This is a genomic window from Pedococcus sp. P5_B7, from assembly GCF_054049895.1.
Map to the genome: position 1 here is coordinate 1,169,226 of NZ_JBFULM010000002.1, position 18,763 is coordinate 1,187,988.

At 71.2% G+C, this 18,763-nt stretch carries 16 protein-coding genes; 2 read left to right on the forward strand and 14 right to left on the reverse strand.

Annotated features, from left to right (window positions below; genetic code table 11):
* Positions 1-65 precede the first annotated feature (65 nt).
* Complete coding sequence (locus tag ACXJKD_RS08470) at positions 66-764, reverse strand: demethylmenaquinone methyltransferase (RefSeq protein ID WP_457254032.1); 699 nt, start codon at positions 762-764, stop codon at positions 66-68.
* 76 nt (positions 765-840) lie between these two features.
* On the opposite strand from ACXJKD_RS08470, the gene ACXJKD_RS08475 reads away from it, so the two are divergent.
* Positions 841-2,133, forward strand: a complete 1,293-nt coding sequence (locus ACXJKD_RS08475; RefSeq protein ID WP_457254034.1) for an isochorismate synthase — start codon at positions 841-843, stop codon at positions 2,131-2,133.
* A 2-nt stretch (positions 2,134-2,135) separates the two neighbouring features.
* On the forward strand, positions 2,136-2,786 hold the full coding sequence (locus ACXJKD_RS08480) for an HAD family hydrolase (RefSeq protein WP_457254035.1): 651 nt from the start codon (positions 2,136-2,138) through the stop codon (positions 2,784-2,786).
* 66 nt (positions 2,787-2,852) lie between these two features.
* On the opposite strand, the gene mmsB is transcribed toward ACXJKD_RS08480, so the two are convergent.
* The 13 genes from mmsB to ACXJKD_RS08545 form a co-directional block, all read right to left on the reverse strand.
* A complete protein-coding gene (mmsB, locus tag ACXJKD_RS08485) occupies positions 2,853-4,268 on the reverse strand; it encodes a multiple monosaccharide ABC transporter permease (RefSeq protein ID WP_457254036.1) in 1,416 nt (471 codons plus the stop codon).
* 2 nt (positions 4,269-4,270) lie between these two features.
* Positions 4,271-5,803, reverse strand: coding sequence for a multiple monosaccharide ABC transporter ATP-binding protein (gene mmsA, locus ACXJKD_RS08490; protein ID WP_457254037.1), 1,533 nt, complete (start codon positions 5,801-5,803; stop codon positions 4,271-4,273).
* Positions 5,804-5,901: 98 nt separating this feature from the next.
* Entirely contained in the window at positions 5,902-6,990 is a 1,089-nt protein-coding gene (chvE, locus tag ACXJKD_RS08495; RefSeq protein ID WP_457254038.1) for a multiple monosaccharide ABC transporter substrate-binding protein, read from the reverse strand.
* Positions 6,991-7,089: 99 nt separating this feature from the next.
* Positions 7,090-8,598 (reverse strand): L-arabinose isomerase, encoded by a 1,509-nt coding sequence (gene araA / locus ACXJKD_RS08500; RefSeq protein ID WP_457254039.1) that lies wholly within the window; start codon positions 8,596-8,598, stop codon positions 7,090-7,092.
* Entirely contained in the window at positions 8,595-9,290 is a 696-nt protein-coding gene (locus ACXJKD_RS08505) for an L-ribulose-5-phosphate 4-epimerase (protein ID WP_457254040.1), read from the reverse strand. The genes araA and ACXJKD_RS08505 overlap by 4 nt, the downstream gene beginning before the upstream one ends.
* Positions 9,287-10,954 (reverse strand): ribulokinase, encoded by a 1,668-nt coding sequence (gene araB / locus ACXJKD_RS08510; RefSeq protein WP_457254041.1) that lies wholly within the window; start codon positions 10,952-10,954, stop codon positions 9,287-9,289. The genes ACXJKD_RS08505 and araB overlap by 4 nt, the downstream gene beginning before the upstream one ends.
* Before the next feature lie 135 nt (positions 10,955-11,089).
* The gene (locus ACXJKD_RS08515; protein WP_457254042.1) at positions 11,090-12,103 is read right to left on the reverse strand and encodes a LacI family DNA-binding transcriptional regulator; all 1,014 of its coding nucleotides are present in this window, start codon (positions 12,101-12,103) and stop codon (positions 11,090-11,092) included.
* A 40-nt stretch (positions 12,104-12,143) separates the two neighbouring features.
* Positions 12,144-13,931, reverse strand: a complete 1,788-nt coding sequence (gene menD / locus ACXJKD_RS08520) for a 2-succinyl-5-enolpyruvyl-6-hydroxy-3-cyclohexene-1-carboxylic-acid synthase (protein ID WP_457254043.1) — start codon at positions 13,929-13,931, stop codon at positions 12,144-12,146.
* A 36-nt stretch (positions 13,932-13,967) separates the two neighbouring features.
* A complete protein-coding gene (locus tag ACXJKD_RS08525; protein WP_457254044.1) occupies positions 13,968-15,425 on the reverse strand; it encodes a PGAP1-like alpha/beta domain-containing protein in 1,458 nt (485 codons plus the stop codon).
* Positions 15,422-15,730 carry a hypothetical protein gene (locus tag ACXJKD_RS08530; RefSeq protein WP_457254045.1) on the reverse strand — a complete coding sequence of 103 codons (309 nt, stop codon included), beginning with the start codon at positions 15,728-15,730 and terminating at the stop codon, positions 15,422-15,424. Before ACXJKD_RS08530 ends, ACXJKD_RS08525 begins: the two co-directional genes overlap by 4 nt.
* Before the next feature lie 91 nt (positions 15,731-15,821).
* Complete coding sequence (locus tag ACXJKD_RS08535) at positions 15,822-16,583, reverse strand: VOC family protein (protein WP_457254046.1); 762 nt, start codon at positions 16,581-16,583, stop codon at positions 15,822-15,824.
* Positions 16,580-18,043: a M20/M25/M40 family metallo-hydrolase gene (locus ACXJKD_RS08540; RefSeq protein ID WP_457254047.1), complete on the reverse strand. Its 1,464-nt coding sequence runs from the start codon at positions 18,041-18,043 to the stop codon at positions 16,580-16,582. The genes ACXJKD_RS08535 and ACXJKD_RS08540 overlap by 4 nt, the downstream gene beginning before the upstream one ends.
* Positions 18,040-18,762 carry an esterase family protein gene (locus ACXJKD_RS08545; RefSeq protein WP_457254049.1) on the reverse strand — a complete coding sequence of 241 codons (723 nt, stop codon included), beginning with the start codon at positions 18,760-18,762 and terminating at the stop codon, positions 18,040-18,042. Before ACXJKD_RS08545 ends, ACXJKD_RS08540 begins: the two co-directional genes overlap by 4 nt.
* Position 18,763 lies beyond the last annotated feature (1 nt).

Sequence of the window (18,763 nt, forward strand, 5' to 3'; positions counted from 1 at the left end):
TACTGCTGCCCCACTGCCGAGTCGAGTGCCTGACGCGGGGCCCTGCACCCGCCTCAGGCACGGCCTCAGGGGGTGGGCTTGGTCGCCCGGTGCAGCGCCACGATGCCACCGGTCAGGTTGCGCCAGCCCACGTCGCCCCAGCCGGCCGCGGCGATGCGCTCCCCCAGCTCGCGCTGCGCCGGCCAGGCCTGGATCGACTCGGCGAGGTAGACGTAGGACTCGGGGTTGCTGCTGACCTTGCGGGCGATCGGTGGCAGCGAGCGCATGAGGTACTCGCTGTAGACCTTGCGGAACGGGCCGTTGACCGGCTGGCTGAACTCGCAGACCACGAGCCGCCCGCCGGGGCGGGTGACGCGCAGGAACTCCCCGAGCGCCTGCTCGACGCTCGCGACGTTGCGCAGGCCGAACGACATCGTCACCGCGTCGAAGCTGTCGTCCGCGAACGGCAGCCGCATCGCGTCGGCCGCCGTGAACCCGAGGTCGGGACGGCGACGGTTGCCCACCCGCAGCATCCCGAGGGAGAAGTCGGCGGGCACCACGTTGACCCCGTGGTCGGCGAACGGCTCGCTGCTCGTGCCCGTGCCGGCGGCGATGTCGAGCACCGTCTCGCCGCACTGCGCGTCGACCGCCTTCAGGACCGCGCGACGCCACAGCCGGTCCTGCCCGAGGGACAGGACGTCGTTGGTCAGGTCGTACTTCCCGGCCACGTCGTCGAACATCGCGGCGACGTCACGGGGGTCCTTGTCGAGGCTGGCGCGGGTCATGGCGTCATCCTCCCATCCACGCCGGCGGCCACCTCCCGCGGCTGCGCGCAGGCCGCGCCGTAGGCTTTCCCCCGACATGACCAGCCTTCCCACGCCCCAGCAGGCGAGCCGACCCGCGGGTTCGCCCGTGGTCGCCCGCACCGTGGCCCTGCACGACCCGGGCACGCTGCTGGGCCTGCTCCCGGACCGGGCCGACCCCACCGAGCTGTTCAGCTGGGTGCGTCGCGGCGAGGGCCTGGTCGGCTGGGGACGCGCGCTGGAGTTCACCGCCCACGGCCCCGACCGGTTCGAGCAGGCCGAGGCGTGGTGGCGCGAGGTCGTCGAGGGCGCCGTCGTGCGCAACGACGTCTCCCTGCCCGGCACGGGACCGGTCGCCTTCGGCTCCATCTCGTATGCCGCGGGCTCACCTGCCGGCGCGACCCTCGTCGTGCCCGAGGTCGTCGTGGGGGCCCGCGACGGCCAGTGGTGGGTGACCACCATCGGGACCGGCGCCGAGCTGCCCACCCCGGTGGTGCCACAGCAGTCCGAGCCGCGCGAGCCCTCGGGGGTGCGCTTCGCCGACGGTGCGCTCGCACCCGGCGAGTGGGCCGGCGCGGTTGGGCGCGCGGTGGAGCGGATCACCGGCGGCAGCCTCGACAAGGTGGTCCTGGCCCGCGACCTGCGGGTCAGCGCCGAGGAGCCGATCGACGCGCGGTGGCTCCTGGCCCGGCTGGCCGAGCGCTACGACACCACGTGGGTCTTCGCCGTGGACGGTCTCGTGGGGGCGACCCCCGAGATGCTGGTGCGGCTCGAGAAGGGCCTGGTCACCTCACGGGTGCTCGCCGGCACCATCCGCCGCACCGGCGACGACGAGCACGACCTGGCGCTGGCCGCCTCGCTGGCCCGGTCGAGCAAGGACCTCGAGGAGCACGAGTACGCCGTGCGCTCGGTGGCCGACGCGCTGCGGCCGCACTGCTCGTCGACGAACGTCCCCGAGGCGCCGTTCGTCCTGCACCTGTCCAACGTCATGCACCTGGCCACCGACGTCGCCGGCGTGCTGGCCGACCGCACCACGTCGCTGATCCTCGCAGCCTCCCTCCACCCGAGCGCAGCCGTGTGCGGCACGCCGTCGACCGTCGCCGACGAGGTCATCAGCGAGCTGGAGGGCATGGACCGCGGGCGGTATGCCGGACCGGTGGGCTGGATGGACGCCAGTGGTGACGGCGAGTGGGGAATCGCGTTGCGCTGCGGGGCCTTCGAGCCCTCGGACCCGTCCAGCATGCGACTCTTCGCCGGCTGCGGGATCGTCGCCGGGTCCGACCCGGAGTCCGAGGTCGCCGAGTCCGACGCGAAGCTCGTGCCCATGCGTGACGCCCTGACCGTGAGCTGACCATGGCTGACCGTCTCGGGCCCAGACCCGCTGACGCCGTCGTCTTCGACCTCGGCAACGTCCTGATCACCTGGGACCCGGTCGCGGCCGTCGCGGTCGCGGTCGGTCCGGAGCGGGCGCGGGCCTTCGTGACCGACCCCGACTTCGACTTCGCCGCCTGGAACCGCGCCAACGACGCCGGTCGCGGGCTCGACGAGGCCGAGCGGGTCGCCCTGGAGTCGCATCCGCACTTCGCCGAGGAGATCGTCGCCTACCGCGAGCACTTCGGCGCCTCGCTCGTCGGCGAGATCGCGGGCAGCGTCGAGATCCTCCGCGAGCTGCACGCGGCCGACATGCCGCTGTTCGCGCTGACCAACTGGTCGGCCGACCTCTTCCCGGTGGCGCTCGACCGGTTCGACTTCCTCGACCTGTTCGAGGACATCATCGTCTCGGGCGAGGAGGGCGTGGCCAAGCCCGACCCCGAGATCTTCGAGGTGCTGGAGGAGCGGGTCAGCCACCGCGCCGGGCTCGACGACTGCATCTTCATCGACGACAGCCCGGCGAACGTCCAGGCCGCGGCCGAGACAGGTCTGGACGCGGTCCACTTCACCGGTGCCGACCACCTGCGCGAGGACCTCGTCGCCCGCGGCATGCCGCTGCGTCGCCACCCCTGACCGCCCACTACCGGGCTCCGCCGACGACGAACGAACGGTGGCGGCGGCCCGATCCGTGCCAGGTGGCTATCCGGCGCTGGGTTGGGGTGTGGGTGGTGCACTGCTCTCGACCGTCCCGGTGTGGGACCGGCTGGCGTTGCGGAAGCCGGCGCCCTCCGCGCCCTCGGCGACCGGTGTCGATGGACCCGTGCCGCCGCCCGGACCGCCCGAGCCGTCGCCCCCACCTCGTTGCAACCCCTTGAGGATGATCCCGATGAAGCTCGGCTTGCCCTGCGACTTGCTGTAGACGTCGAACGCGACGGCCCCCAGCAGCACCAGGCCCTTGATGATCTGGACGAAGTTCGAGTCCACGCTGAGGTTGGCGAGGCCGAGGTTGAGGACGCCCATCACGAGGCCGCCGATCATCGAGCCGGTGACCGTGCCGACGCCACCCGCGACGGCGGCGCCACCGACGAAGACCGCCGCGATCGCGTCGAGCTCGAAGTTCACCCCGTCCTTGGGGTTGGCGGCGTTGAGGTATGCCGTGAAGACCATGCCCGCGATGGCGGCCAGGAAGCCCATGTTCACCATGACGAACATGTCGACCCGGCGGGTGTCGACGCCGGAGAGGCGTGCGGCGTTGGCGTTGCCGCCGACCGAGTAGATGTGGCGCCCGAGGACGGTCCGCTGCGTGACGAACGTGTAGAAGATGACGAGGCCGCCGAGGATGAGGCCCACGACCGGCACGCCCTTGTAGGAGGCCAGCAGGAGGCCGAAGACCAGGAGCAGACCACCCACGACGACGAGCTTGAGGACTGAGATGACCAGGCGCGGGACCTCGATGCCGTAGCTGCGCAGCTCGGACCGCTTCTTGAGCTCCAGCCAGACGATGACCGCGATGGCCAGCAGGGTGAGGACCAGCGTGGGGTTGTGGTAGCCGGTCACCGGCCCCATCTCGGGGATGTACCCGTTGGCGATCTTCTGGAACGACTCGGGCACCGGGATGCTCTCGGCGTTGAGGATCATCAGGTCGAGCCCGCGGAAGAGCAGCATGCCGGCGAGGGTCACGATGAAGGCGGGGATGCCGACGTACGCCACCCAGAAGCCTTGCCACACGCCGACGAGGCACCCGAGGGCCAGGCCCAGCAGGATCGCGGCCGGCCACGGCAGGTCGAAGCGCTGCATCGACAGCGCGACCGTGGCTCCGACGAAGGCCGACACCGAACCGACCGAGAGGTCGATGTGGCCAGCGATGATGACCATCACCATGCCGATCGCGAGGATCAGGATGTAGCCGTTCTGGACGAGCAGGGACGTGACGTTGCGCGGCTGGAGGAACAGGCCGTCAGTGAGGATCTGGAACATCACGACGAGCAGCAGGAGGGCGATCATCATCCCGTACTGGCGGATGTTGCCACTCATGCTCCGGCGGATCTCGCTCAGCAGCGAGGAGGTGGGGGCGACGGGCTCCTCCACGCGCTCGGGTGCGGTCTGGGTGGCCATGGTCAGTCTGCCTTTCGCTGGGTCATGTAGCGCATGAGCGTTTCCTGGTCCGCGCGCTCGCGGGGTACGTCGGCGGTGATGACACCGGCGGAGAGGGTGTAGATGCGGTCGCACAGGCCGAGCAGCTCGGGGAGCTCGGAGGAGATCACGAGCACGCCCCGCCCGCTGTCCGCGAGCTGGTTGATGATCTCGTAGATCTCGTACTTGGCCCCGACGTCGATGCCACGGGTGGGCTCGTCCAGGATCAGGACGTCGGGCTCGGTGAACATCCACTTCCCGAGGACGACCTTCTGCTGGTTGCCACCGGACAGCTTTCCGACGCCAGACTCGACCGACGGGGTCTTGATGTTCATGCTCGTGCGATAGCGGTTGGCCGCGACGACCTCGGCGCGCTCGTCGACCACCCCGCGTCGCCGGATCTTCTTGAGCCCGGCCGCCGTGATCGACACCTTCACGCTGTCGAGCAGGTTGAGCCCAAGGCTCTTGCGGTCCTCGGTGACGTACGCGAGTCCGGCGTCGATGGCCTGTTGGACGGTGTTCGCCTTGACCGCGCGCCCCTCCTTGACCAGCTCGCCGCTCACCTTGTGACCGTAGGACTGACCGAACACGCTGCGGGCGAGCTCGGTCCGGCCGGCTCCCATCAGCCCTGCGAGGCCGACGATCTCGCCCCGTCGGATGGTCAGTGACGCACCCTTCACGACGAGGCGTCCCGAGTCCTCGGGGTGGCCGACCGACCAGTCGCGGATCTCGAGGAGGGTGTCGCCGATCGAGGGCTCGTGAGGGGGGAAGCGGTGGTCGAGGTCGCGACCCACCATGCCCCGGATGATGCGGTCCTCGTTGATCTCACCGCGGCTGACGTCGAGGGTCTCGATGGTCCGGCCGTCACGGATGATGGTGATCGAGTCCGCGATCTCCTCGATCTCGCCGAGCTTGTGGGAGATCATGATCGACGTGATCCCCTTGGCCTTGAGGCCGAGCAGGAGGTCGAGCAGGTGGCGGGAGTCGGTGTCGTTGAGGGCGGCAGTGGGCTCGTCGAGGATGAGCAGCTTGACGTCCTTGGCGAGCGCCTTGGCGATCTCGACCAGCTGCTGCTTGCCGATGCCGATCGCGCGGACCGGGGTGTCCGGGTCCTCCCGGAGCCCCACCCGCGCCAGCAGCTCGAGCGCTCGCTGCCGCGCGGCATACCAGTTGATGACCCCGCCGCGGCTCTGCTCGTTGCCGAGGAACAGGTTCTCGAGGATCGACAGCTCGGGGATGAGGGCGAGCTCCTGGTGGATGATCACGATGCCGGCACTCTCGCTCTCGCGGATGCCCTTGAACTCGCAGGGCCGGCCCTCGAAGTGGATGTCGCCGGTGTAGCTGCCGTAGGGGTAGACGCCCGAGAGCACCTTCATCAAGGTCGACTTGCCGGCGCCGTTCTCGCCGCAGATCGCGTGGATCTCGCCGCGCGCCACCTCAAGGCTCACGTCCGACAGCGCCTTGACGCCGGGGAACACCTTGGTGATGGAGCGCATCGACAGGATGGGTTCGCTCATCGTCACGCCTCGTTGCATGGGTCTGGGTGGGGGATGGTCCTGGAACCCGGTGGTGGCGGCACGCGAGACGCCGCCACCACCGGGCGTTCATGGGTGTACTACTTCAGCTGGTCCTCGGTGTAGTACTTGGCGTCGAGGAGGACCTGCTTCACGTTCTCCTTGTCGGCCGCCACCGGCTCCAGCAGCTGGGTCGGGACCTTCTTGACGCCGTTGTCGTAGGACTCGGTGTCGTTGACGGTCACGGTCTTCTTGTCGGCGATCTCCTGGATCATCTTCACGGTGGCCTGGGCCAGGTCACGGGTGTTCTTGAAGACCGTGGAGTACTGCTCGCCGGCGAGGATCGACTTGACCGACTCGAGCTCGGCGTCCTGACCGGTCACGACGGGGAGCTTCTTGCCACCGCTGCCGTAGCCGCTGCCCTTGAGGGCAGCGATGATGCCGCGGGACAGGCCGTCGTAGGGCGACAGCACGCCGTTGACGTCGGCCTTCGAGTAGGCCTTGGTCAGGACGTTCTCCATGCGCTTCTTCGCGACGGCAGCGTCCCAGCGCAGGGTCGCCACGGTCTTGAAGTTGGTCTCGCCGGACGCGATCTTGATGTCACCGGCGTCGATCTTGGGCTGGAGGACCTGCATCGCACCATTGAAGAAGAACGTCGCGTTGTTGTCGTCGGGCGAGCCGGCGAACAGCTCGACGTTCCACGGCTTGGGGGCGCCGCTGGCCTCGAGACCCTTCAGCAGGGACTCGGCCTGCAGCTTGCCGACCTTGAGGTTGTCGAAGGTCGTGTAGTAGTCCACCGCGTCGGTGTCACGGAGCAGTCGGTCGTAGGCGATGACCGGGATCCCGGCGTCCTTGGCCTCCTTGAGCGCGCCCTTGAGGGCGGTGCCGTCGATCGAGGCGACGACGAGCACCTGGTTGCCCTTGGTCACCATGTCGTTGACCTGGGTGACCTGGGTCGGGATGTCGTCGTTGGCGTACTGGAGGTTGACCTTGTAACCGGCGGCCTCGAGCTGCTGCTTGATGTAGTCGCCGTCCTTGATCCAGCGCTCGGACGTCTTGGTCGGCATCGCGACCCCGATCGTGCCCTTGGCGGCCGGTCCGTCTCCGCCGGTGCCGGCGTTGGCCTCGGTCTGCCGGCCGCAGGCGCTCAGGCCGACAGCCAGGGCACCGACTGCAAGAGCCGCAATCATTCTGCGCACCACTGTGTGCTCCATTCTGTGCAAGTCAACCTGCGCTTTTGCCGGCTGATCGAGTGTCCTGCGTGTGTTGCTGCGTGCCCGCACCGGCCGTCAGGAGAGTCCCTGGGCCAGTCGGTGGTAGGCGTTGTTCCACCGCAGCTCCTGGGCGAACCCACGAGTCGTGGTGGTCCCGTCGATGAAGGCGAGCTCCACGCCCGCCATCTCGGCGAAGTCATCGAGGTGCTCGCGCCGCAGGGCGGTCGAGAGCACGGTGTGGTGCGGTCCCCCAGCGGTGAGCCACGAGGTCGTGGAGGTCCGCAGGTCGGGAAGGGGGCTCCAGACCGCCCGGGCCACGGGCAGCTTCGGCAGCTCGGCGAGCGGGTGGACGACGTCGATCGCGTTGCCCACCAAGCGGAACCGGTCGCCCATGTCCGCCATGCCGACGGTGAGGCCGGCGCCGGGTGCGGCGTCGAAGACCAACCTGACGGGGTCCTCGCGGCCCCCGATCCCCAGCGGGTGGATCTCGACCCGTGGGCGAGCATTGGCGATGGTCGGGCAGACCTCGAGCATGTGCGCGCCGAGGATCAGCTCGGCACCGGGGGCCAGGTGGTAGGTGTAGTCCTCCATGAACGAGGTGCCGCCGGGCAGGCCCGCCGCCATGGCCTTGAGGGTGTGCAGCAGGACCGAGGTCTTCCAGTCACCCTCTCCGCCGAAGCCGTAGCCGTCGGCCATCAGCCGCTGCACGGCCAGGCCGGGCAGCTGTCGCAGCCCCCCGAGGTCCTCGAAGTTCGTCGTGAACGCGCCGTACCCGCCCTCGACGAGGAACTGGCGCATCCCGAGCTCGATCCGCGCGGCATACCGGAGGGCGTCGTGCCGCTCCCCCGCCGCGGCGAGCTCAGGCACCACGTCGTACTCCTCGGCATACACCTTGACCAGGGCGGTGACGTCCTCGTCGCCGACCGCGTCGACAACGGCCACCAGCTCGTTGACACCGTGGGTGTTGACCGAGACGCCGAAGCGTCGCTCGGCCTCCACCTTGTCGCCGTCGGTCACCGCGACGCCCCGCATGTTGTCGCCGAACCGCACGAGCTTGAGCCTGCGCACCGCAGCCAGTCCGGTCGCCGCACGCGCCCACGTCGCGACACCCTCGACGACCACGGGGTCGGTGACGTGGCCGGCCACGGTCTTGCGCTGGACCCCGAGGCGGGACTGCACGTAGCCGAACTCGCGGTCGCCGTGCGCGGCCTGGTTGAGGTTCATGAAGTCCATGTCGATCGTGGCCCATGGGAGGTCACGGTTGACCTGGGTGTGCAGGTGCAGCAGCGGCTTCTGCAGTCGCTCCAGCCCGGAGATCCACATCTTCGCGGGCGAGAACGTGTGCATCCAGGCGATGACGCCGATGCACTCGTCGGCGCTGTTCGCCTCGAGCATGACCCGCCGGATGGCGTCGGAGTCGGTGAGCACCGGCTTCGCGACCACCTGCGGGACGATGGCCCGCGCCGAGGCGAGGGCGTCCGAGATGGTGCGGGACTGGGTCGCGACCTGGTCGAGGACGTCGTCCCCGTAGAGGCCCTGGCTGCCGGTCAGGAACCAGATCTGGGGGGCAGTCGCGGTGCTCATCGGTTTCCGTCCTGTTGTCCGTACACGTTCTGGTAGCGGTCGTAGAGCCGGTCGATGTCCGCGTCGTCGAGGCGCCACACCTGCCCGAGCTGCTGGGCGACGTGGACGGTCCGCGCGACGTCCTCGAGCATCACGGCCGCCTTGACCGCGTCGCGGGGGTCGCGCCCGATCGTGAACGGTCCGTGCCCGCCCATCAGGACGGCCTTGGAGCGACTGCCCCGCAGGGTCTCGACGATGCCTCGCCCGATCGAGTCGTCCCCGATGAGGGCGAAGGGACCCACGGGGATGTCCCCCCCGAACTCGTCGGCCATCATCGTGAGGACGCAGGGGATGGGCTCACGGCGGGCGCACCACGCCGTCGCGTAGGTCGAATGGGTGTGCACCACGCCGCCGACCTCGGGCATCTGCCGGTACACGTACGCGTGCGCAGCCGTGTCCGAGGACGGCTGGCGCTCTCCCTCGACGAGGCGGCCCTCGAGGTCGCACACCACCATGGACTCCTCCGTCAGGTCGTCGTAGGTCACGCCCGACGGCTTGATGACGAAGAGATCGGCTCCGGGGACCCGGCCCGACACGTTGCCGGCGGTCCAGATCACGAGCTCGTTGCGGGTGAGCTCGGCGTGCAGGTCGGCGACGTCCCGCCTCACCCGGTCGACGGCCTCGCGCACGGCGGCGCTCGTGCTGGCGCTCATGCGTGGGCCCTCCGTCGGATCGCCTTGAGTGTCCGCATCACCGGGTTGGTGCCGCGGCCGAAGTAGTCGTGCAGGGTGCGGTACTCCGCGAACAGCTCGTCGTAGGCGGCAACGCTGGCCGGCACGGGCAGGTAGGCGGCCACCTGTCGTCCACCCATCGCCCCGGCGGCCTTGCGGACGTCGGGGTAGGCACCTGCTGCCACCGCCGCGTGGATCGCCGACCCCAGGGCGGGCCCCTGCTCGGAGGTGACCACTGACAACGGCATGCCCAGCACGTCGGCATAGATCTGCATGAGCAGCGGGTTGCGCAGCAGGCCCCCGGCCACGATGAACTCGGTGACCGGGACCCCGGCCTCGGCGAAGGTCTCGACGATCACCCGCGCGCCGAAGGCCGTCGCTTCGAGCAGCGCACGGTACGTGTCCTCGGGCCGGGTCGCGAGGGTCTGCCCCACGACCAGGCCGGACAGCTCGTGGTCGACCAGGACGGAGCGGTTTCCGCTGTGCCAGTCCAGGGCGACGAGGCCGTGCCCGCCGATCGGCTGCTCCGCGGCGAGCTCGGTGAGGTACTCGTGGACGGTGAGCCCGCGCTCGTCGGCGGCGGCGCGGTACTCCTGCGGGACCGCCCCGTGCACGAACCAGCCGAAGATGTCGCCGACCCCCGACTGCCCGGCTTCGTAGCCCCAGAGACCGGGGACGATGCCGCCCTCGACGGCGCCACACATGCCCGGCACCTCGCGCAGCACCGCGCCGTTCATGACGTGGCAGGTCGACGTGCCCATGATGGCCACCATCTGGCCGGGCTCCACCGCCTGGGCCGCTGCCGCCGACACGTGGGCGTCCACGTTGCCGACCGCGACGGCGATGCCCTCCGGCAGCCCGGTCCAGCGCGCGGCCTCGGCTGTGAGCCGGCCGGCGGCCTCCCCGAGCTGGCCGACGCGGTGGGCGAGCTTGTCGTCGACGAAACCCGCGAATCCCGGGTTCAGCTCGGCGAGGAACTCGCGGGACGGGTACTCCCCTCCCTGGTAGATCCCCTTGTAGCCGGCGGTGCACGCGTTGCGGACGTACTCTCCGCACAGCTGCCACACGATCCAGTCCGCGAGCTCGACCCAGCGTGCCGTCGCGGCATACACCTCAGGGGCCTCCTCCAGGAGCTGGAGGCCCTTGGCGAACTCCCACTCCGAGGAGATGAAGCCGCCGTAACGCGGGAGCCACGACTCCCCACGCCGGGCGGCGAGCTCGTTGATCCGGTCCGCCTGCCCCTGGGCGGCGTGGTGACGCCAGAGCTTGACGTAGGCATGCGGTTCGGAGGCGAACTCGGCGGTCTCACAGAGGGGAGTGCCGTCCTCGAGCGTGGGCAGCATCGTGCAGGCGGTGAAGTCGGTCGCGATCCCGATCACGTCGGCGGCGTCGATGCCCGCGAGCCGGACTGCCTCGGGGACTGCAGTGCGCAGCACGTGCACGTAGTCGGTCGGGACCTGCAGGGCCCACTCGGGCGGGAGCTTCTGGCCGGTGCCGGGCAGGACCGTGTCGACCACTCCGTGGGGGTAGTCGCACGTCGCGGTGGCGAGCTCGGCCCCGTCGCTCACCCGGACGACCAGCGCGCGGCCCGAGAGGGTGCCGAAGTCCACGCCCACGACGTAGGACTCGGTGCGGTCGTTCGGCATTGAACAGCTCCTCGGTGAGCGGGGCGGTGCGACGGTTCGCAGTGGCGTGTTAGCGCTAACCGGTAGTGTTAACGCTAACATTCAGCGCCGTCAAGAGGCACGGCCGAATCTTTTCGGATCGGAGGGTGACGACCCTCAGGTATGCCGCCGGGCCGTGGATGCTCGCACGACCAGCTTCGGTGGGACGACGACAGAGCCCGAGGTGCTCTCGCCCCGGATGCCTTCGGTGAGCAGCTCCAGCGCCCCGCGGCCCAGCGCCACGAAGTTCTGGCGGACCGTCGTCAGGGGCGGGGTGAAGTACTCCGACTCGGGGATGTCGTCGAAGCCCACCACGCTCACGTCCTGTGGCACCCGCAGGCCGGCCTCGGCGAGCGCCCGCAGGAGCCCGATGGACATCTGGTCGTTCGACACGAAGACGGCGGTCGCCCTCCCCTCGGCGGCCAGCTCGCGGCCCAGGGCATACCCGCTCGAGGCACTCCAGTCGCCCACGAGGACCTCCGGCACCTCCAGCCCCGCCTGGACCAGGGTGCGGCGCCATCCGGTCTCGCGAGCCTGTGCCTGGTACCAGTCCCGCGGGCCACTGATGTGCGCGATGTGCTCGTGGCCCAGGTCGACGAGGTGTTGGGTGGCGAGCGCGGCGCCGGCCTCGTGGTCGACGCCGACGGCGAAGCTCGCGCGACCCGGCTCGGCATCGAGCACCACGACCGGAATGGGCAGCCTGGAACCGATCCCGAGGTCGAGCCCGGTGTCGTCAGGGGCGATGAGGACCATCGCCTCGACCGACTCCGACACGAGGTGGTCGATGGCCTCGGAGGTAGCCTCGGGAGTCACCTCCGGGAGGGAGGCGAGCACGATGCTGTAGCCCTGGGCCCGTGCTGCCAGCTCCAGGCCGACCACGGTGCTCGACGGACCGAAGTAGCCCAGCCCCGCGACCACGACCCCGATCACCCCGGACTTCTGAGTCACCAGGGCCCTCGCTGCGTTGTTGCGGCGGTATCCCAGCTCGCGCACCGCCTCGAGCACCCGGTCACGGGTGGCGGGCGCCACCTTCGACGAGCCGTTGATGACCCTGGAGACGGTCTGGTGGGATACCCCCGCGACGCGCGCGACGTCCTCGAGCCGTGGCGCCGACCGAGTCGTGGCACTCATCGGGCCTCCTCCCTCCTGCGTGCGGCCTTCTGCCGCACGACTATCGCAGGTCGCCGAGGACAGACCGAGCGGCACGTCGCATCTCAGCATGGCTGCTGCGGTGCAGGTCGCGGGTGACGGGCACCTCGATGACCGTCACCCCCCGTGGCGGGCTCGCCACGGCGAGGGCCAGCTCCCGCGCTGTCGTGACCCGCTGGTGGACCACGCCGAGCGCGGCACAGAGCATGCCCAAGTCAGCCCCGGTCGGCGTGCCGAAGAGCCGCTCGAAGTCCTCGGCCCGGTCTGGCTCACCGGGCTCGAGCAGGGTGAAGATGCCCCCTCCGTCGTCGTTGCCCACGACGATCGTCAGGTCCGGTCGCCGCTCGAGGGGTCCGACCAGCAAGCCGTTCGCGTCGTGGAGGAACGTCAGGTCTCCCATCCACGCATAGGCCGGCCGTGACCCAGCCAAGGCGATCCCCACGGCCGTCGAGACACAGCCGTCGATGCCGGCCAAGCCGCGGTTGGCCACCACGGTCATCGCGTGGTCGCGCCGACCGGCGGTCAGGTCGAGGTCCCGCACACTGTTGGACGATCCGACGAAGAGCGTTGCGCCAGAAGGGATCTCGTGCCAGAGCAGGCGGGCGATGTCGATGCCGAGCAGCTCCGGATCGAGGGTGCCGAGATGGGCCCGTTCTTCGGATGAGGCACCCGACAGGGTGGCGCCGACCGCATGTCCTGCGTCCACCCAGGCAGTCGCCCAGCTCGACCCGCCTGCGGAGCCCTCGACGGGGTGGTCACCCAGGACGTCGAGCACCTCCGGCTCCCAGATCCGCGCCACCGTCGGGGCCGACTCGATCCACCGGTGCGTGCGGACCGCCTCCAGACGGACCCCGGGTCGGCGCAACAGGGCCGCCACCGGTCGGGACAGCGTGACCCGACCCACCGTGACCACTCGCGCGGGGGCGTGGGCGGCGAGCCACTCCTCGCTCGCGAGGACCAGCGGGGCGTGAGGCGTCACACCGTCACGCGGGTGGGTCCCGAACGGCTCGGCCACGACTGGCCACCCGTGGCTGCGCGCCCAGACGAGCACCCGCCCGAACTGCTCGGGGTCAGGCAGGTCGCCCACCACGACCAGCGTGCCTTCCTCGCGCGTGACCCCCTCGCCTGAGCCGTCGGTGGGGCCACGGCCCCCCGACACCGTGCCCGAGCCGGCCACGTCCTCGCGCTGCTCGGCCCCGAGTGCGGGCACCGGGTCGGCTGCCCCGGCCAGCTCCTCCGGCCGGGCCCGGCCCGGCGTCGGCACCAGGGGCTCACGGAACTGGACGTTGAGGTGGACCGGGCCCGGCTCCCCAGCGCCCCTGCTGCCGGTGGCGTGGCGGACGGCGTCGGCAGCCAGCGAGCGCCAGCGCCCGAGCTCGCCGGCGGCGCCGCGGGGGGCGTCCACGTCGGCGGACCACCGCACCGCCGTGGCGAACATGCCCGGCTGGACCGTGGTCTGGTTGGCACCGGTGCCGCGCAGCTCGACCGGTCGGTCCGCCGAGAGCACGACCAGCGGCACGACTCCGTGGTGCGCCTCGAGCACCGCGGGGTGGAGGTTGGCCACGGCCGTGCCTGACGTCGTCACCACGACCGCGGGCACCCGGGTCAGCTTGGCCAGGCCCAGCGCGAGGAACCCTGCGGACCGCTCGTCGACGCGCACGTGCAGCTCGACCCGACCAGCGCGCTCGGCCTCGCGCAGGGCGTAGGCCAACGGCGCCGACCGTGAGCCCGGGCAGAGGACCGCGTGGCGGACTCCCTGCCGGACCAGCTCGTCCACCAGGACCGTCGCGAGGGCGGTGGACGGGTTCACGGGTCGGATTGTGCCACCACCGCGGGGGCTCGTTGGTCAGGGCCGCACCCGGGTGATCGCGTAGTCGCGGATCACGGGCTCGCCGTGGGTCGCCCCGTCGAAGAACGGGGCGCTGGTCGAGCGCCAGGTGACCAGCGACGGGTCGGTGGATGCGTCGATGAGGGCAGCGGTGTCGACGTATCCGCTCACGTCATGGGTCTGGCTGGCCCGGTCGACCCCGTCACCGTGGGCGTCGCGCGTCACCGTCACCCAGCCCGACCGGTCGGGGTTGCGCTGGCCATCCAGCCGCGGGACGGCGTCACGGGTGTGCTCCAGCGACAGGACCTGGGTGTCGACCGGCACAGGCATGCGACCCACCGGCGCGCCCATGGTCACGACCTGGGTGACCAGGTGCTCTGCGGTGAACCGGGGCGACGAGGCCAGCCCGGCCGCGGCGATGCCTCCGAGGCTGTGTCCCACCAGCATCACCGGAGCGCGGTCGAGCGGCGCCGCCCGGACTGACGACTCCGCCTGGGCCTGCTCGAGTGCCTGCTGCACGCCGTCGGCGAGGACGGTGGCCTCCTGCGCCATCGAGCGGACATCGGTGGTGAGGTCGAACGGGGTGTCCCCCGCCCGGGGGTCCCAGTCCTGGGTGCCACTGATCTCCACCACCCACACGGACCCGCGTGCCTGAGGCACCTCGATGACCCGCACGTGGCCGGGGTAGTGCTCGCCGTCGCCGACGTTGCGCTGGTCGGCGGCGAGGTCGCGGAGGCTGCGCGGGGCCAGAGCGCCGGATCGCGGCACCGGCTCGGCCGTGACCTGTGCCCGACCACGGTCGTCGAGCAGCCCCCACGCCGCGGCGGAGTCCGCCAGCGTCGAGACGGCCAGCTCGTAGTCGCCGCCCGCGCCGTCGTCGCCGTGCGCGCCCCGGCCGAACGATGGCGGTCTGACGGGGACCAGCGGAGCGGTGAGCGGGTTCGACTGCAGGCCCAGCACCAGCCCTTCCGCGCCGCCGGCGAGGTCGGCGACTCCGGGCTGGTCGAACACCACCCGGTCGAGCAGGGTTGCGACGTCCACCCCGAGGGCGTCGAGGGCCAGGACACCGACGAACAACTCCGGAGCCAGCTGTCCCGCTGCGAACAGCACTGCGTCCTGGGCGCGCTCGACCGCCGCGCCGACAGCCGCCTCTCCGGCGCGGTAGGCAGCCGCGGTTGCCCGCACCGTGGTCGCCAGCGTCACCAGTGCCGCGACCTCGCACCCGAGCCCCAGCGGCCCAGCCACCTCGACCAGTGCCTCCTCGACGACCACCCCCGTAGCAGGGCTGAGGAGGGCGCCGGCCACCACGTCAGCGTCGGCGGCACCTGCTGCCACGAGGCCCACGACCACGCCTGCCTCGCGCGCCACCTCCGCGAGAGCGCGGGCGGCCTCGTCGAGCGAGTCCAGCCCCACGGCCAGGCCGCCAGAGCCTCCCCGCACGCGGAGCCCGCTCGAACGGCCCTCACCAGTGCTCACCCCCGCCCCACCACTCGCGCACCCAGCGCCGCGCCCACCGCGACGACCTGGGCCAGCTCCGCGCGGGCGACGGTGACCGCCTCGGCGTGCACCTCGACCAGACGGGCAGCCGTCTCGAGGTCGATCGCGCAGCGCCGCAGGCCATCGGCCCGCTCGGCCACCCGGACGCGGAACAGGGTCGCCGCCGGCGAGCGCCACGCCACGTCGCCGGTCCCGAGGACCCGCGTGGCGAGCCACCGCACCCGGTCCGCCTCGGCCCTCAGCCGGGCGGCCACCACCCTGATCTGTTCCGGCTCCCCCACCATGTCGCAAGGCTGTCGCGCTGGCCCGTCGCGCCCCAGCGACCGACGACCCGCCTGTGGATCGGCGTCCGCGCGGCCCTGCGCTGTGGACGGCCTAGCGCGCTACGAGCCCGGTCAGCGGATCGCGCTCGGTCAGGCAGTAGCGACGCCCGGCCGGGTCGACGAGCACCGTCCAGACCGCCTCGACGCGCTCGACGGCAGCCCCGAGGGCGACGTGCCGCGCCGTCTCGGCCTCTCGGTCACGGCAGGCGAAGTCCACGTGCGCCCGCACGTCTTCGTCACCCTCCACGAGCTGCTGGAGCAGCAACCGCACCGGTATGCCGTCGGGCCGCAGCAGGCTCGTGAAGCCCGGGACGCTTCCTGGCCGGGCCTCCCACCCGGTGAGCGCGGACCAGAAGGCGAGCTCCGCGGCATACCCGGACGCGGGGACGTCCAGGCAGACCTGGTCAAGCAGGGTCTGCGCTCCCGATCGGACCTGGCCCGCAGCGGTCTCGTGGGCCTGCCACCGCGTCAGGCAGAAGACGAAACCGCCGGGCGAGCGGCACACGACGACGCCCAGCACCCCGTCGTCGTCGGGCACCTCGGCGAGCACCTCGGCGCCGAGCCTGAGGGCCTCGTCGCGGGCCCTCTCGAGGGGCTCCTGCACGTCGAGGTCGAGGTGCACCCCGCCGGGGCCGCCCACCCGCTGCACCTTGACCCACGCCGAGCCGTCGGCGGGGAGCAGCGTGGCGAACTCCTCGCGGTCACCGCGCCGCGGCGAGACGACCGTCGCGGTCACCGCGCGCCAGTACTCGACAGCCTCGTCGAAGCGCTGCTCAGGGAGGTCGAGGAAGGTCCAGACCCAGCGGACCCTCATGACCCCTCCTCCGTCAGCCCACCGAGGTCCGCGTGGCTGTCCCAACCTCCCAGCTCCGCCAGGCTGTCCCAACCTCCCAGCCCCGCCAGGCTGTCCCAACCTCCCAGCTCCGCCAGGAAGAGGGCCTGGGTGAGCGCGGTGCGGCGCAGCTCCTCGGGGTCGACGCTCTCGCCCGGCGCGTGGATGCGCGACGCGGGCTCCTCGACACCCAGCAGCATGATCTCGGCGTCGGGCACGAGCTCTGCGAGCGCTGTGGCCAAGGGGATCGAGCCGCCTTGCCCGGTCGTGACGGCGTCCCGACCGAAGGCAGTGCGCATGGCTCGCTGCATCGCCGCGTAGGCCGGTCCATCGGTCCGCGCCCGGAAGCCGTGGCCGAGGGAGACCGGCTTGATCTCGACCTCGCCGTACGGCGTGTGCGCGCGAAGGTGGGTGATGAGCAGCTGCTGCGCGGCCTCGGCGTCGGTGTCTGCGGGCACCCGCAGGTTGACCACGGCGCGCGCCTCCCCCTGTGCCGCAGCCGTCACCTGCGAGATGGGTGGGCAGTCGATGGCCAGGACGGTTGCTGCCGGGCGTGCCCACAGCAGGTCAGCGATGGCGCCCGTCCCGGTCAGCGGCTCGACGCCGTCGAGCAGGCCGGCGTCCTCACGAAAGCGGTTGGTGTCAAAGGGCGCTCCGTCCCATACCCCTTCGTGCGACAACCCGTCGATGGTGGTTTCACCATCGGTGCCACGCAGGCTGGCGAGGGCGGTGAGGAGGGCCTGGAGTGCGTCGGGGGCCGGACCGCCGTACATGCCGGAGTGTGCCGGGTGGGTCATGGTGCGCACCGTCATCAGCACGCTGCCCGTGCCCCGCAGCGAGGTCGTCAGGGTGGGTAGGCCAGCCTCGACGTTGCCGGTGTCCGCAAGGAGCAGGGCGTCGCAGGCGACGAGGTCCGGTCGAGCGCGGGCCAACGCCTCCATCCCACCGCTCGACTGCTCCTCGGAGCCCTCGCAGACGACCGCGACCCCCACGGGCCAGGCGCCGAGCACTTCCCGGAGCGCCCGGAGGGCGAGCAGACTGGCCACGAGGTTGCCCTTGCAGTCGGCAGATCCCCTTCCGTACCAACGCCCGTCACGCTCGGTCAGCTCCCAGGGCGGCGTCTGCCACCCGTCCGCGTCGCCGACCGGCACCACGTCGTAGTGCGAGTAGAGGAGCACCGTGGGCGCGCCAGCCGGGCCGGCTGTGCGGCCGACCACCGCGAGCGAGCCGTCCGGCGTGGGATGCGCCTGTACGCCGTCCACGCCGGCCTGCGTGAACAGGTCACCGACCAGCTCGGCGGCGGCCACGCACTCGCTCTGCGGCTCGATCGCGGGGTTGGCGACCGAGCGCAGCCCGACGAGACGTGCGAGGTCGTCGCGAGCCCGCGGCATACCGGCGTCGACGGCAGCGGCGAGGCGCTCGGCGAGCGAACCCTGCGTCACGGCACCAGGTCGTCGAGGTAGAGCGGCAGCATCTCCCACCAGGTCGGCCAGTCGTGGTCGTAGCGGTCGCCCCAGTCGTCGACGCGGTTGGGGATTCCCTTGCGGCCCAACGCATCAGCCGCTGCCCATGACTCGCCCACGTCCTCCCAGCGGCCACTGCCCGAGGCCAGCACGACGTAGCGGTGGCGCAGCATCTCCAAGGCCGGCCCCTCCAGCCCGGGGAGGAACTGGAGCGGCGAGGAGAAGTACCAGTCCTCGGTGGTGTCGCCGCCGATGAACTGCTCCACGTGGTAGGTGCCGCTCATGCAGATCGCCGCGCTGAAGAGGTGCGGGTAGCGGCAGATCATGGCGAACGAGTTGAAGGCACCGATCGAGGCACCGGCCACGACCACCGACTGGGGGGAGCTGTCGGCGTGGATGGCCGGCACCACCTCCTCGGCGATGGCCTGGTGGTACTGGTTGAACAGCCACATGCGGTGCTCGGGCGAGCCCTCGTTGCGCTGCAGCGCCTGGCCCGCGGCGCTGTCGCACGAGTAGAGCTTGACCCGGCCGGCCTCGATCATCGGGGCCAGGGTGCCCACCAGGTGGTGGCGCTCGACCTCCTCGGCGTCACCACCGGCCGTCGGGAACAGGAGTACGGGCACGCCGTAGTGGCCCCAGCGGACGAGCGAGATGTCTCGCCCCATCCGCTGCGAGTGCCAGCGTTCGGTGACCTTCATG